We start from the raw sequence: 13,827 nt of genomic DNA on the forward strand, positions 1-13,827 counted from the left end.
GGCCTTCCTCCTCCGCGTGGCGTCTCTCCACTGCGCATCCCTCGACGCTATCGGCCTCAGAGCGCGGTCCAGCCTCCGTCGACGACGACCGCGGCCCCGGTCATGAACGACGACTCGTCGGAAGCCAGGAAGAGCGCGACCTGCGCCACCTCCCGGGCCTGCCCGAAGCGTCCCATCGGGGTCCGGGCGATGATGTCCTGGGCCCGCGCGGGGTCGTGCACGAAGGGCTCCATCATGGGCGTGTGGATCTGGCCGGGGCACAGGCAGTTCACGCGGACGCGGTGGGGCGCGTACTCGACGGCCAGGTTGCGGGCCAGCCCCAGCACCGCGGCCTTGGAGGCGACGTAGGCGTGGTTGTGGGCGCGGTGGGCCACCAGGGCACCGATGGAGGCGGTGAGGATCACCGAGCCGCCACCGGCCTTCACGATCGCCGGGATCGCGTACCGGCAGCCGAGGAAGACACCGGTGAGGTTCACGGCCAGGATCCGCTGCCACGTCTCGAGGCTGATGCGCTCGAGGCCCACGTCGCCGCCGTCTGGCCGGCGGTCGACGATGCCGGCGTTGGCGTAGAAGACGTGGAGCCCCCCGTACCGCGCCACCGCGGCGTCCACCATCGCCCGGTTGTCCTCGGGGACCGCCACGTCGCAGCGGACCGCCAGGCCCTCGCCGCCTGTGGCCCGGATCGCCGCCGCCGTCTTTTCCGCGGCGTCCTGGCGGACATCGGCCACCACCACGCGGGCGCCCTCGGCGGCGAACAGCAGCGCCGCCTCGCGCCCCATGCCGCCGCCGGCCCCGGTGATGAGCGCGACCTTCCCGGCCAGCCGCATCGCGCCTCCTGGCTGCCTCACCTGTCGGGGGCGGGACGCCCGTCGTCGGGCGGCGGGGCGGCGGGGCCAAACGGGGTCGGCCCGAAGGGCGTCTCGAGGAAGCGGGTGAAGGTGTCCATGGGCTGCCAGGTCAGGCTCTCCAGGGCCAGGGCGTCCAGCCGGATCCAGTAGCCCAGCCGGGGCGAGGCGATCTCCAGGCGCTCGCCGTTGCGCGTCCGCACCTTGCGCACGCGCACGGTGGCGAACTCGTTGGTGATCTCCAACAGCTGCTCGTCGGGGTCGGCCCTCACGGCAGGCTCCCTCCTCCCCACGCCGGTCCGGTGCCGTCGGCAAGGCCTCCACGCTGCAGGGGCCGGACCCTCTCCCAGGTATCCACGGCGCCCTCACGAGGCACGAGGTCCATGCAAAACCCGCAGAGGCGCTCTCGCCGTCCCCGGGCACCCACGGCGCTCACACGAAGAACGAGAGGTTCTGGGTCCCAAGTGTCGCTTGATCGACGACGAACTCCCGGCGCGCCAGCTTCCAGCCCCCGGCCTCGCGGCGCAGGACGTCGCGGCGTTCCCCCGACAGCAGCTCGGCCTGCGGGCTGTCGCCGCGGTTGCGGTAGATCAGCACGTACGAGCGCACGTGCACCTCGTCCGGGCTCGGGCCGGGGGCGATGCGCACGTTGGAGATGAAGTGGCGGGTGCGCGAGGGCGGGTCCTCGGCCCACGCGAAGTCGGTGCGCAGGCGCCGCACGCGCAGCTCGAGCGTCGTGCGGTCGTCCCAGAAGTACTGCATCTCGCGGGCCACGTCGGTGGGGCTGCCCCGCTCGCGGGTCAGGCGTAGCGGCATCTGGTACTGGACGTCGTCGGTGAGCAGCGCGAGCCACTCCTCCAGCCGGCCGGCGTCCACCAGCGCCGCCTCCTCGTACAGGAACTCCAGCACCTCCTCGCGCAGCGCCGCCGCGCGGGCCCGCTCCGGATCGCTCGCCGCGGTCATTCCTCCACCGCCTCCTGCAGCAGGTCGAGCCAGCGCCGGTAGAATCCCCGGGCGTTGGCCTCGCTGTACTTGCCCTCGTAGGCCACGCCGGGCCCGGCGAACGCCGTCGTGGGCGCCGCGTCCTTCCCCATCTCGTAGATGTAGCCCAGGCGCCCGGCCACCGGGCCCCGGCTGTTGCGTGTGATCTGCGTCCAGTTCTCGGTGTCGTCCTGCGAGAAGACCCCCGACGGCCCGAAGGTCAGGACGTAGGCCTGCCGCGACAGCTCCTTCCACGCCGGGGGCGCGTTGCGCTCGACCAGCAGCCACGAGAGGACCTCGATGCGGTCGGGTGCCAGGGGCTGCCACTGGTAGAGCTCGGTGTGCGAGACCAGCTGGCCCTTGAGGGTGACCGCTGAGATCAGGAACGACAGGTTGGGGAAGACGGTACCGGGCATGTTGGCCAGCGTGCGCAGCAGCGCGAACTGCTCGGGCCGCAGCCGGCGCTCGTACTCGGGCAGCAGCGCGTCCGGGAAGATGCACCGGGCCGCCGGCGTGCCGACCATGACCCCGTGCCCGCGGCCGGCGTAGACGTGGTAGCCGTCCTTGGCCCAGCGCGGCGTGGGCGTCAGGCCGATCTCGGCTGTGGAGGCGTGGGTGTGGAGCGTGTGGTAGGCGTCGGAGGCGAAGTTCTCGGCCGGCAGCTTCCAGTTGCTGGCCAGCTCGTGCCGCCAGGGCGGCCCCACCACCTCCATCTCGGCGCGCCCGGCCAGGAGGTCGAGGTACCAGGCCATGGCGCCCAGGTAGTCGCGCAGCGGCTCCGCCCGGTCGTGCCACGTGGCGAAGACCAGGCCCTGGTAGGCCTCGCTGCGGGCCTCCAGCAGCCCGAAGCGCGCGCGGTCGATGGCGTCGCCGTAGATCTCCTTCTGGAAGGGGATGCCGATCAGTTCCCCGGTGTTCTTGTAGGTGAAGCCGTGGTAGGGACAGCGGAAGTGCGACGCGTTGCCCAGATCGGCCCGGCAGATCCGCATGCCGCGATGCCGGCAGACGTTGAGCAGCACCCGCACGCGCCCGTCTTCGCCCCGCACCATGATGACGGGGTGCTCGCCCATGCGGCGGGTCACGTAGTCGCCGGGGGCGGGCACTTCGCTCTCGTGGCCGACGAACAGCCAGCACCGCGTGAAGATGGCGTCCATCTCCAGGCGGAACAGGTCGGGGTCGGTGAAGATGAAGGCGGGGATCTCGCCCCGCTCCGGATGGACGCCCGCTAGGCGGTCCAGCGCCCGTCGCGCGGTCCTGGTCGTGACCGACATGCCCATCGCCTCCCCGATGCGGCGCCCGGTGCTCACCACAGCCCCCAGGCGCGCTCGATCACCAGGCAGAACGCCCGGCTGGCGCCCACGACCTGTTCGACCTCGACGCGCTCGTCGGGAATGCTCAGGTACTTGCCCCCCGGCCCGTAGAGCACCCCGGGAATGCCTGCCGCGGCCATGTGCGCCGAGTCCGCCCCTGCATACTTCGTCGGCGCCAGGGCGCCCACCCGCGGATCCTCCCCGAAAACCCTCCGGTGGGCCTCAGTCATGGCTCGCACCACGGGGTGATCGAGCGGCACGTGGAAGGGCGGGAAGAAGTCGCGGCCCTCGACCAGACTCACCTCGGCCCGCAGGTCGGGATCGTCGCGCCTGAGTCGCTCGATGAGGCGACGCAGGTCGGCCAGCACCGTTTCGGGCGTCTGGCCGGGCACGACACGAACGTCGAGGATCATCTCGCAGTAGTCGGGCACCAGCGCGGGGCGCCAGGCCAGGATCTGCGGCGTGATGCCGCCGCGGATGACCCCCAGGTTGTACCGGGGCAGCCCGTCGTAGTCTGGGTGCGGGGTGAACGTCAACCAGCTTCCTGGCGGGATCGGCTCGTACGAGGGGCCCAGGGCCTGCGCGATCGCCATGGCCTTCTCGATGGCGTGGATCTTCCGGCCCGAACGCGTGGTGTAGTGGCGCATCTGGCCGTGCACGACGACCCGCACCTGCACCACGCCGGCGTGCATCGTCAGCACCCCCAGTTCGGTGGGCTCCGCTAGCAGGAACATGTCGGCGCGCAGGCCGGCCTTCAGGGCTGCCTTGGTGCCCAGGCCGCCCTGCAGTTCGCCGACGACGAACGCGACCTTGAGGTCGCCCCGGGGCCGCAGTCCGGCGCGCAGCGCCGCCTCCACGGCCGCCAGCATGGCGGCGTTACCCGCCTTCATGTTGGCCGCGCCCAACCCGTACAGGAATCCCCCGTCCACCTCCGCGCCGAACGGATCGCGTGTCCACCCGTCACAGACCATGTTGTGGTCGGTATGGCCGTTGAACAGAATAGAGGGCGTCGCGTGGTCGACACCACGCACTACCCCGATGACATTTGGGCGCCCCGGCGTTACCTCTTGCTGTCGCACCTCGTCGAAGCCCATGGCCTCCATGGTGTCGGCCAGCCAGTCGGCCACGGCTCGCTCTTCGCCGGTGAAGCTCGGAATACGGATCATCCCCCGGGCGAGCTCGAGGACTCGGTCAGGGTGCAGCGCGGCCGCGATCGGATGGTTCATGCGCGCTGCCTCACCGCACCACGGAGACGCCGCGGACGTCGATCAGCCCAGCCGACGAGGGGATGAATCGGATGCCGCGGACGTGGGACCGCCAGGCCACTGCCTCGCGCCTCTCGGTGAGAAATAGCCATGGCGCGTCGTCCATGACCAGCTCCTGTACGCGGTGGTAGATCGCCGTGCGTCCGGTAGGATCCATGGTGGCCGCACCCCGATCCAGCAGCTCGTCGACGCGCGGGTTGCGGTAGAAGGCGATGTTGTTCCCGCGCGGCGGCCACGATTCCGAGTGCAACACCGGGCGCAGGCCCGTGTCAGGGTCGGCGGTGCCCCACCCGGCCATGACCAGCTCGATACGGGACTCCTCCGGGCCGCGTCGAGCCTCGGCCAGGTAAAACCCGAACTCGACTTCCTGAACGCGAACGTCCACGCCGACACCACGGAACGCCGACGCGATCACCTGTGCCATGGCCGCGCCGCCAGCGAACCGCCCCACCGGCACCCACAACGTTCCGGCCAGGCGCTGCCCGTCCTTCTGGCGCACGCCATCGGCACCAACTCGCCATCCGGCCTGGTCCAGCAGCTGTCGGGCGAGGCCCGGATCGTACTGGTAGACCTTCACGCTCTTGTGGACGCGATAGGCTGATCCGATCGGCGAGTCCGCAGGTCTACCGACGCCGAACAGCACCTTGTCGATGATCGTCTGCTTGTCCACCAGATGATTGAGCGCGCGGCGCACCTGGGCGTCCGCGAACGCCGGCTTGCGGTTGTTCATCGCGATGTACGTCCACGACGTCGCAGGCTTCACCGCCACTTCGATCCCTCGGATCGCGCTGAGCCGTTGGATCTCCTGGAGCGGTACCTGCGTGATCAGGTCGACTTCGCCACCTTCCAGCTGCGCCACCCGCGTGGACGGTGTTGGGGAAACGCGCACGACCAGGCGGTCAATGGCAGGGGGCCCGCCCCAGTAGTCGCGATTGGCCTCCAGCACGAGGTCGCCGTCGGGCTGCCAGGACACGAACTTGAACGGCCCGGTGCCCACCGGGACAAAGTCGCGAGGGTCACGCGCGCGCTGCAAGGCCTGTGGGCTGATGATGACGCCGAGGCCCGAGTCGGCGATGTTGTTGAGCAACGCCGCCAGCGGCTGATCGCCAAAGATCTCGACGGTGTACTCGTCAACTCTGCGCGCGCCCTTGACGCCCGCCCACGCGAACGACCCTGCCGGTAGTCGCAGTTGCGGATTCACGGCGCGCGTGACGTTGAACACCACCACGTCGGCGTTAAAAGGCGTGCCGTCGTGGAACCGCACGCCCTGGCGGAGTTTGAACGTCCACGTGCGGCCGTCCCGCGCCGGCATCCAGGAAAGGGCGAGGCCCGGACGAATATTCAGCTGGTCGTCGTGCTCGACTAGGCGGTCGAAGACATTGCGCCCAACGACCATCCCGGTGGCCAGCGAGAACGACGCGCTGGGATCCAGGCGGTCAATGGGCACGTGCAGTGCCCACGTCACCGTCCCTCCGCTCGCGGGTGCTCCGAGTACCGATGGCCCAGGTGTGAGCGCCAGGAGTAATGCCAGCCAGGCCACTACGTGCAGACGTCTCATTGCATCCCCTCCTCCTTGTGGATCATCCTGCACCGCGCCGCGAGCGAACGCGCGGATCGAGCGCGTCGGCCAGCGCATCGCCGGCCAGGTTGACACTGAGGACCACTAGCAAGATCGCCAACCCCGGCGCCAGCACGATGTGCGGCGCGCGGCGGAGGTACTCCTGTCCCTGACTGAGCATCGCGCCCCACTCGGGCGCCGCCGGGTCGCCGCCCAACCCCAGGAATCCCAGCCCGGCCACCGTGACGATCGTCACTCCCAGGCGCAGCATTGCGGCGACGACGATGGGCGCCAGGCACCCGGGAAGGATGTGCCGCGCCAGGATGCGCGCACCACTGGCGCCGAGCGCACGGGCCGCTTCTACGAACTCTCGCTCCCGCAACCCGAGCGCGACACCGCGCACAAGGCGGGCGAAGACCGGCGCCGAGGCAATGCCTACCGCGAGCACGACGTTGCGGGGCCCAGGACCTAGGACCGCGACCGCGAGGATCGCGAGCAGTGCCCCGGGGAAAGACATCAGCACCTCGGTAGCGCCCATCAATACCTCGTCCACCATGCCGCGCGTCGTGCCCGCGACGAGCCCGACGGGCACACCCGCGAGCAGGCCGAGGCCTAAGGCGCCAGCGGCGCTCAGCAGCGAAACCCTCGCGCCATGCACGATTCGCACGAGCAGATCACGGCCCAGGTGATCGGTACCCAGCGGATGCTGCGGCCCTGGCGGCAGGAACGTCCGATCCAGGTGCGGCGCGCTGGGGTCGCCAGAGAGCAGCATCGGCCCCATCGCTGCTCCCAAAGCGATGATCGCGAGTAAGACCAGCCCACCCAGGCCGGCCGGGTCGCGACGCACCCGGCGCCAGACCCGGTGCACCGGCCGCTCGGCGGCCGCTGGCACCACCCGCGCGCCCCTGTGGCCCGCGAGGCTCACCGGATCCGCGGATCCAACCATCGGTAAGCTATGTCCACCGTGAAGTTCACCGCGACGTAGGTCGCGGCGAACAACAGGACCGCACCCTGAACCACCGGGTAGTCACGGTGGCCGATCGCCTGAATGAGGTACCGGCCCAGACCAGGCCACGAGAACACGGCTTCGGCGAACACCGACGCGCCCAACATAGCGCCAAACTGAAGCCCAACGACCGTAAGCGTAGTGTTCAGCGCGGGCCGCAACGCATGGCGCACGATCACCTGCTGTTCAGGCAGCCCCTTGGCTCGTGCCGTGCGCACGTAATCCTCGGCCAGCACCTCCAGCAGTCCTGTCCGGACCAACCGGGTGATCATCGCCACCGGGAACACCCCAAGGCTCGCCGCGGGCAGAATGAGATGCCGCCAGGTGTACGCGCCGGTGACCGGCAGCCAGCCCAACTCCACAGCCACGGCGAGCTGTAACAGAATCCCTACCAGGAACGTTGGCGCCGACGCGCCAAGAAGTGCGACGGCCACGCTGAGCCGATCGGGCCAACGGCCCGATCGGATGGCAGCGAAGATGCCGAGAGGCACCCCCACGGCCACGCTGAACGCGATTGCTGCACCGCCGAGCACCAACGTCAGCGGGTAGCGGTGCATCAACTCCTCGCTGACTGGGCGCCCTGTACGGGTCGACGTGCCCAGGTCGCCCGACAGTGCGCGGCGGAGAAACAGACCATATTGCACCCACAAGGGCCGGTCCAACCCAAAGGCATGGCGCGCAGCTTCGATCTGCTCGCGCGTGGCCTGCTCCCCGGCGAAGATCACCGCTGGGTCGCCCGGAATCAGGCGCATCGCAACGAACACCGCCACGGAGGTGCCGAGGAGGACCACCACGGTACGCGCCAGCCGGCCTGCTACGATCCATGCCATTGGCCGCTGCGGGCTGCGCCTATTCCCCGAAGAGGTCCAGCACCCGCTGCGTCTGGTGGGCCGCGGCGGGCCGCAGCAGCGGGATCTGCACGCCGGCGTCGCGGTACGCCTGCACGCGGCGGCGGACCTCGTCGGGCGTGCCGCTGGCCGTCATGCCCTCCACGTACGAGTCGGGGATGGCGCGGATCAGCGCGTCCATCCCGCCCTCGCGGTAGGCGGCCTCGAAGCGCGGGATGTCCTCGGCGTGGATGTAGAGCTCGCCCACCCGCATCTTGGGGCCGGCAATGAAGGGCAGCTGGACGGGGTCGAACTTGGTGGCCACCTCCCACCGGATGGCGTCCAGGGCCGCCGCGTGGTCGTCCTCCACCGAGACGTTGATGATCTGGGCCACGACGAACGTCGACAGGTCGCGCCCGGCCCGCTGCGCGGCCTCCCGCACGATGCGCAGGGCGTTGCGGGTGTACTCGGGCGAGCAGACGGCGTTCAGGACGACCCCGTCGCCGATCTCGCCCGCCAGGCGCAGGCCGGCGCGGCTCGTGGCCGGGATGTAGATGGGAATCCTCCGTCGGGGCGGCGTCCACCCCAGGCCCACGTTGCGCAGCTTCACGTAGGTACCGTCGTAGGAGATCCGCTCGCCGGTGAGCATCAGCCGGATCACCTCGACCCACTCCCGCAGCGTCTGCACGGGGTCGGCCTCGGGCAGCGCGTGGACGCGGGCGTGGCTGCGCGTGCAGGCGCCCGGCGCGATGGTCATGCGGCCGCCCGTCAGCTCGTCGAGGCTGGCCGCGGTCTGGGCCATGACCACCGGACTGCGCAGGCGCACGATCTGCGTGGTGCCCAGCACCAGGCGCCGCGTGGCCAGCCCGATGGCCGACAGCGCCGTGACCGAGTCGCGCATCAGCTCGATGGTCTCCGAGAAGAAGCCCATCTGGAACCCGCGCTCCTCGGCCTCCCGCATCAGGCGCGCCATCTCGTGCACGTCCGTGAACTTCCCGTACCCCAGCGCAAACCCCACCTGCTCCATCCCACGCTCCTCCCGCGACGGGGTCACTGCCGTCCCACCCCGCTGCCGGCGGCCCGCCGTGCCCGCAGCGCCGCCGTCGCCGCCGCATCGATCTCCCACTGCGCGGGCAGCCGCACCAGCTCGTCGGGCCGCCCGGTGAACCGCACCACCACGCCGTAGTCGCGCGCAGCGCCCTCGGGGGTCACGTAGCCGTAGATCACGTCGTGCAGCACGCGCTCGGGCTCGCGCGCGAACGGGTCGCCGTAGCCGCCCCCGCCGGGCGTGTCGACGTGCACCACCTGGTGGGGCGCCAGCTCGATCAGCGCCTTGGGGTTGGGCCGGGTGCCGTCGTCGAGCCGCACCTCGCCCGGCGCGCCCGCACGCCCGCCCCGCAGGCCCGGGGCCGGGAAGCGCGTGCGGTCGACGATGCCCGAGACGCTCCACCGTCCGCCGGCGCGGTTGGCGAACGCGGTGAGCTGCCCCAACCCGCCCCGCCAGCGGCCGGCGCCGCCGGAGTCGGGGCGCAGCGCGCGGTGGCGGAGCACCAACGGCGTCAGGCTCTCCACCACCTCGGCGGGCACCCCGGCCACGCCGCTGGGGAAGCCCATGGCGCTCAGCCCGTCTTTTGTGGGCCGCGCGCCGGTGCCGCCCACCTGGAACATCGTGAACGTGAAGGGGGGCGCCTCGCCCTGCCAGACCGTGAGCCAGATCGCGTCGGCGCCGGGGGCCAACAGACGCCCGGGGAGCGCATCGGCCAGCGCGGCGAAGATCGCCGTGGGCAGCATGTGCCCGATGGCGTGCCGGCTGGCCACGGGCGCCGGCGGGATGGCGTTGAGGATGCAGCCCGGCGGCGCGCTGACGTGCACCGGCCGGAAGCCGCCGTCGTTGTGGGGCACCTCGGGGTAGACGGCCGCCTTCAGGGCGAACGAGGCGTAGGCGCGGGTGTAGTTCAGCACCACGTTGATCCCCCGCGGGCTCTGTGGCGACGACCCCGCGAAGTCGATGAAGATCTCGTCGCCGGCGATGCGCACCCGGCAGCGGATCACGATGGGCTCGTCGAAGCCGTCACCCCAGGTCTCGCTGGTCCACTCGCCGTCGGGCAGCGCGCGGATGGCGGCACGCACCGCGGCCTCCGAGCGACGCAGGATCTCGTCGGCGACGCCGTCGAGGTCGGCCAGCCCGAACTCGTCCATGAGCTCCAGCAGGGCGCGGGCCCCGGTGTCGTTGCACGCCGCCTGGGCGTGCAGGTCGCCGATGACCTCGTCCGGCAGGCGCACGTTGGCGCGGATGAGCGCCAGCAGGGTCTCGTTGGGGCGCCCGCGGTCGTAGAGTTTGAGCACCGGCAGCTGGAGCCCTTCCTCGTACACCTCGCGGGCCTGCGCCGACAGCACCCGGCCGCCGATGTCGACGGCGTGACAGGTGTTGGCGAACAGACCCACCAGCCGGCCCGCGCGGAACACGGGGGTGACGATCGTGATGTCGTTCACCTGTCCGGCGGTCATCCACGGGTCGTTGGTGATCACGACGTCGCCCGGCCCGAGCGTCTCGGGCGGGTAGGCCGCCAGCACGTGCCGCATGCCCGTGGCCATGGCGTTGATGTGCCCGGGGGTCCCGCTGATGGATTGGGCCACCATGCGCCCCTGCGGGTCGAAGAAGCCGCAGGCCAGGTCCTGGCTCTCGCGCACCACCGTCGAAAACGCGGTGCGCATCAGCGCGTCCTGCTGCTCGGTCACCACGGCCAGCAGGCGGTTCCAGACGACCTCGAGGGTCACGGGGTCGACGGCGCGGTCAGCCATGACGCTCCTTGAGGGGGACGCCGGCGGTCGCGCGGTCGGCGCATGTCGCCGGCGACGGTGCGCGCCGGGTGCTGCGCTCAGGCATCGGTGAGCTCCACGACGATGTTCAGGCGCGCGTCCACCCGCGCGCGGCCCCGCGGGCCGACGACCAGCGTGGACTCGCGCTCCTCGACGATCGCGGGACCTCGCAGCACCGCGCCCGGTGCCAGCGCGTATCGGTCGAAGACCGGGGTCGGGACGAACCCGCCAGCCTCCGGGAAGTACGCCGGGCGGTGCCCCTTCTGCGCGTGGCCGGCCGCCGGGCGGGCCACGGCCAGGTCGACCTCGGGCGCGGGGCCGCTGCAGGTCACACGCCAGTTCATGACCTCCAGCGGCACGTCGGGGCCGGGCCGGCCGTAGCGCGCCGTGTAAGCGGCCCGGAACGCCTCGGCGAGCGCCGCGGCCCGGCGTGCCTCCAGCCGGCCCGCGGGCAGCGGTACTGCCACCTCGTGGCCCTGGCCGACGTAGCGCATCTCGGCGGTGCGCTCGATGGCGATGGCGTCGGCCGGCGCGCCCGACCGGGTCAGCAGCGCCCGTCCCTCGGCGGCCATCTCGTCCAGCAGCGCGTTGACCTGGGCCCAGTCCAGCGCGTCGAGGCGGCCGTAGGCGCTGCGCGCGAAGTCGAAGGCGAGCGGCGCCGCCAGCAACCCGATGGTCGAGCCCACCCCGGCGCCGAGCGGCACGATGATCGCGGGCAGGCGCAGGATCGTGGCCAGGTGGTAGGCGTGGACCGGCCCCGCCCCGCCAAACGCGAACAACGGCATCCGGCGTGGGTCGGCGCCGCGCTCCGCCAGGTGGGCGCGCGCGGCGTTGGCCATGTTCTCGTTGACGATCTGGTGGATGCCCCACGCCGCCTCCTCGAGGCGCAAGCCCAGCGGGCGCGCGACGCGGGCCAGCGCGCGCCGCGCGGCCTCCACGTCGAGGCGCATCCGCCCCCCGAGGAAGTAGTCGGGGTTCAGGTAGCCGAGCACCAGGTCGGCGTCGGTCACCGTGGGCTCCTGGCCGCCGCGGCCGTAGCAGGCGGGGCCGGGCTCGGCGCCGGCGCTGTCGGGCCCCACCTTGAGGGTGCCGACCGCCGAGACGCGCGCGATGCTGCCGCCGCCCGCGCCGATCTCGATCATGTCGATGACGGGGATCTTCACCGGCAGGCCGCTGCCGCGACGGAAGCGGTGGACGCGGTCCACCTCGAACTCGTGGACCTTGAGCGGCCGCCCGCCGACGACCGCGCAGAGCTTGGCGGTGGTCCCGCCCATGTCGAACGAGAGCAGATCGCTGACGCCGGCGCGCCTGCCCAGGTAGGCCGCGGCCAGGGCGCCGGCCGCCGGCCCCGACTCCAGCAACCGCACCGGGAAGCGCGTGGCGGTCTCCACGGTGGCGACGCCGCCGCTGGAGAGCATGACGAACACCTCGCACGCGGCGCCGAGCCCCTCCAGCCGTCGCAGCAGGCCGTGCAGGTACGTCTCCACGCGCTCCTGCACGTAGACGTTGGCCGCCGTGGTGCTCATGCGGGGGTATTCGCGGATCTCCGGCGCGACGTCGGCGCCGAGCGCGACCCGGATCTCGGGGGCCACCTCGGCGAAGAGCTCGGCCGTGCGGCGCTCGTGCTGCGGGTAGCGGAACCCGTGCAGGTAGCAGACGGCGACGGCGCGCACGCCTTTGGCGCGCAGCTCCGCGGCCAGCCGGCGCACGTAGGCCTCGTCCAGGGGCTGCAGCACCGTGCCGTCGGCTGCGATGCGCTCGGGCACGTCGAAGCGCAGGTAGCGCGGGATCAGCGGGCGGGGCGCCTCCAGGTCGAGGTCGTAGAGGTCGAAGCGGTGCTCCCGGCCGATCTCGATGGCGTCGCGGAACCCCGCGGTGGTCAGCAGGGCGGTCAGGGGCCCCTTGCGCTCGATGAGGGCGTTGGTCACCAGCGTCGTCCCGTGCACCAGGGTCCCCCGCGCGCCCCGGGCGATGGCGCCAGCCTCCACCAGGGGCCGCAGGCCCACTTCCACGGCCTCGCTGGGATCCGCCGGCGTGCTCAGCGTCTTGCCGATCACCGTGCCGCCGTCGGCGCCCAGCAGCAACAGGTCGGTGAAGGTGCCGCCGATGTCGACCCCGACGCGGTAGGCCACGGTCGCGTCCCTCATGCCCGGTGGCCGACGCCGGTCGCCAGCCGGTACCTCCGCTGCCCGCTGCGGACCAGGCGGGCACCGCGGGCATCCGCGCGACTCCCGCGGGCGGGGCGGCGGCCAGGACCACGGGGGCGACCGCAGCGTCGCCCGACGCCGCAGCGGACCGCGGCACGACCACCGTGGCTGAAGCGCCCGCTCATTCCCGAAATCCCGGCGGCGGCGGGCTCTGCCGCCACAGGTCGAAGATCACGGGCTGGCGGCGCGCGTCGTGGTCCTCGTCGTCGGCGATCGTCTCCATCTCGCAGAAGAACTCCACGCGCACGCCGTGTGGGTCGCGCACGTAGACGGCGATGTTGTTGCCGGCCGCGTGCCGCACCGGCCCCACCTCCACCGGCCAGCCCTGCGCGGCCAGCCAGTCCATCACGGCCTTGATGCCGTTCCAGTCGCCGACGTCGTAGGCGTGGTGGTGGAGCAGGGGCCGGTCGTACTTGAGGAACCCCACGGCGTGGTGCTCGGCCGCGCACCGCAGGAAGGCCTGCACCCCGGGCACCCAGTCGGAGACCCGGAAGCCGATGGCGCGGAAGAAGGCCAGGTCGTCGTCAGGGGAGGGGCTCATGCGGGTGACGTGCGCCAGGCGCAGTCGCGGTGCGGGCCCCGCGGGGACCAGCACCGGCAGCCGCGCGGTGGCGCGGTAGACCTCGTTCCACATGCCGAGCGAGTCCTGGAACTGGAAGGCCACGCCCAGCCGGCCAGGCTCCGCCGGCGCCTCGCGCACGGGCACGCCCCGGGACGCCAGCTGAGCCCGCAAGGCGCCGGTCGCCTCGTCGCTGTCGGTCTCCCAGCCGAAGTGCAGGACGTCCGCGCGCTCGGCAGCGTGCAGCTCGAGGCAGTGGTGTTCGAACTGCCCGCGGAGGTAGACGCGCCCCTCGCCCTCCTCGGCGACCGCCAGCCGGACGACGCGCGTGTAGAAGTCCACGGCGCAGGAGAGGTCGGGCACGCACAGCGCCACGTGGCCCAGGCGCACGATGCGGCGGGGCGTGCGGGCGGCGCTGGCATCGGACATCGACGCGCTCATCGCCCGGC

12 protein-coding genes are annotated in these 13,827 nt (G+C 71.9%); all 12 read right to left on the minus strand.

What is annotated here, in order from left to right; genetic code table 11:
• Positions 1–56: 56 nt before the first annotated feature.
• On the minus strand, positions 57–827 hold the full coding sequence (locus QN157_01120; GenBank protein ID MDR7554184.1) for a glucose 1-dehydrogenase: 771 nt from the start codon (positions 825–827) through the stop codon (positions 57–59).
• Between the two features lie 17 nt (positions 828–844).
• A complete protein-coding gene (locus QN157_01125; GenBank protein MDR7554185.1) occupies positions 845–1,117 on the minus strand; it encodes a dihydrodiol dehydrogenase in 273 nt (90 codons plus the stop codon).
• 160 nt (positions 1,118–1,277) lie between these two features.
• Positions 1,278–1,808 carry an aromatic-ring-hydroxylating dioxygenase subunit beta gene (locus QN157_01130; GenBank protein ID MDR7554186.1) on the minus strand — a complete coding sequence of 177 codons (531 nt, stop codon included), beginning with the start codon at positions 1,806–1,808 and terminating at the stop codon, positions 1,278–1,280.
• Positions 1,805–3,097 (minus strand): aromatic ring-hydroxylating dioxygenase subunit alpha, encoded by a 1,293-nt coding sequence (locus QN157_01135; GenBank protein MDR7554187.1) that lies wholly within the window; start codon positions 3,095–3,097, stop codon positions 1,805–1,807. Before QN157_01135 ends, QN157_01130 begins: the two co-directional genes overlap by 4 nt.
• Positions 3,098–3,129: 32 nt before the next feature.
• Complete coding sequence (locus tag QN157_01140; GenBank protein MDR7554188.1) at positions 3,130–4,362, minus strand: M20/M25/M40 family metallo-hydrolase; 1,233 nt, start codon at positions 4,360–4,362, stop codon at positions 3,130–3,132.
• 10 nt (positions 4,363–4,372) lie between these two features.
• A complete protein-coding gene (locus tag QN157_01145; protein ID MDR7554189.1) occupies positions 4,373–5,866 on the minus strand; it encodes an ABC transporter substrate-binding protein in 1,494 nt (497 codons plus the stop codon).
• Between the two features lie 115 nt (positions 5,867–5,981).
• The gene (locus QN157_01150; GenBank protein ID MDR7554190.1) at positions 5,982–6,884 is read right to left on the minus strand and encodes an ABC transporter permease; all 903 of its coding nucleotides are present in this window, start codon (positions 6,882–6,884) and stop codon (positions 5,982–5,984) included.
• A complete protein-coding gene (locus tag QN157_01155; GenBank protein ID MDR7554191.1) occupies positions 6,881–7,795 on the minus strand; it encodes an ABC transporter permease in 915 nt (304 codons plus the stop codon). The genes QN157_01150 and QN157_01155 overlap by 4 nt, the downstream gene beginning before the upstream one ends.
• A gap of 19 nt (positions 7,796–7,814) precedes the next feature.
• On the minus strand, positions 7,815–8,819 hold the full coding sequence (locus QN157_01160) for an LLM class flavin-dependent oxidoreductase (protein ID MDR7554192.1): 1,005 nt from the start codon (positions 8,817–8,819) through the stop codon (positions 7,815–7,817).
• 23 nt (positions 8,820–8,842) lie between these two features.
• The gene (locus QN157_01165; protein MDR7554193.1) at positions 8,843–10,594 is read right to left on the minus strand and encodes a hydantoinase B/oxoprolinase family protein; all 1,752 of its coding nucleotides are present in this window, start codon (positions 10,592–10,594) and stop codon (positions 8,843–8,845) included.
• 77 nt (positions 10,595–10,671) lie between these two features.
• On the minus strand, positions 10,672–12,759 hold the full coding sequence (locus QN157_01170; protein ID MDR7554194.1) for a hydantoinase/oxoprolinase family protein: 2,088 nt from the start codon (positions 12,757–12,759) through the stop codon (positions 10,672–10,674).
• 181 nt (positions 12,760–12,940) lie between these two features.
• Positions 12,941–13,819 carry a VOC family protein gene (locus QN157_01175; protein MDR7554195.1) on the minus strand — a complete coding sequence of 293 codons (879 nt, stop codon included), beginning with the start codon at positions 13,817–13,819 and terminating at the stop codon, positions 12,941–12,943.
• Between the last annotated feature and the right edge of the window lie 8 nt (positions 13,820–13,827).

It is taken from the genome of Armatimonadota bacterium (assembly GCA_031459855.1).
GTDB classification, from domain to species: Bacteria; Sysuimicrobiota; Sysuimicrobiia; order Sysuimicrobiales; family Humicultoraceae; genus Fervidifonticultor; species Fervidifonticultor primus.

What these genes read in the sequence shown, in the direction of transcription:
- QN157_01160 (MDR7554192.1), bottom strand. Translation starts at nt 8,819, where the DNA reads ATGGAGCAGGTGGGGTTTGCGCTGGGGTACGGGAAGTTCACGGACGTG.
- QN157_01120 (MDR7554184.1), bottom strand. Translation starts at nt 827, where the DNA reads ATGCGGCTGGCCGGGAAGGTCGCGCTCATCACCGGGGCCGGCGGCGGC.
- QN157_01165 (MDR7554193.1), bottom strand. Translation starts at nt 10,594, where the DNA reads ATGGCTGACCGCGCCGTCGACCCCGTGACCCTCGAGGTCGTCTGGAAC.
- QN157_01170 (MDR7554194.1), bottom strand. Translation starts at nt 12,759, where the DNA reads ATGAGGGACGCGACCGTGGCCTACCGCGTCGGGGTCGACATCGGCGGC.
- QN157_01140 (MDR7554188.1), bottom strand. Translation starts at nt 4,362, where the DNA reads ATGAACCATCCGATCGCGGCCGCGCTGCACCCTGACCGAGTCCTCGAG.
- QN157_01130 (MDR7554186.1), bottom strand. Translation starts at nt 1,808, where the DNA reads ATGACCGCGGCGAGCGATCCGGAGCGGGCCCGCGCGGCGGCGCTGCGC.
- QN157_01135 (MDR7554187.1), bottom strand. Translation starts at nt 3,097, where the DNA reads ATGTCGGTCACGACCAGGACCGCGCGACGGGCGCTGGACCGCCTAGCG.
- QN157_01175 (MDR7554195.1), bottom strand. Translation starts at nt 13,819, where the DNA reads ATGAGCGCGTCGATGTCCGATGCCAGCGCCGCCCGCACGCCCCGCCGC.
- QN157_01155 (MDR7554191.1), bottom strand. Translation starts at nt 7,795, where the DNA reads ATGGCATGGATCGTAGCAGGCCGGCTGGCGCGTACCGTGGTGGTCCTC.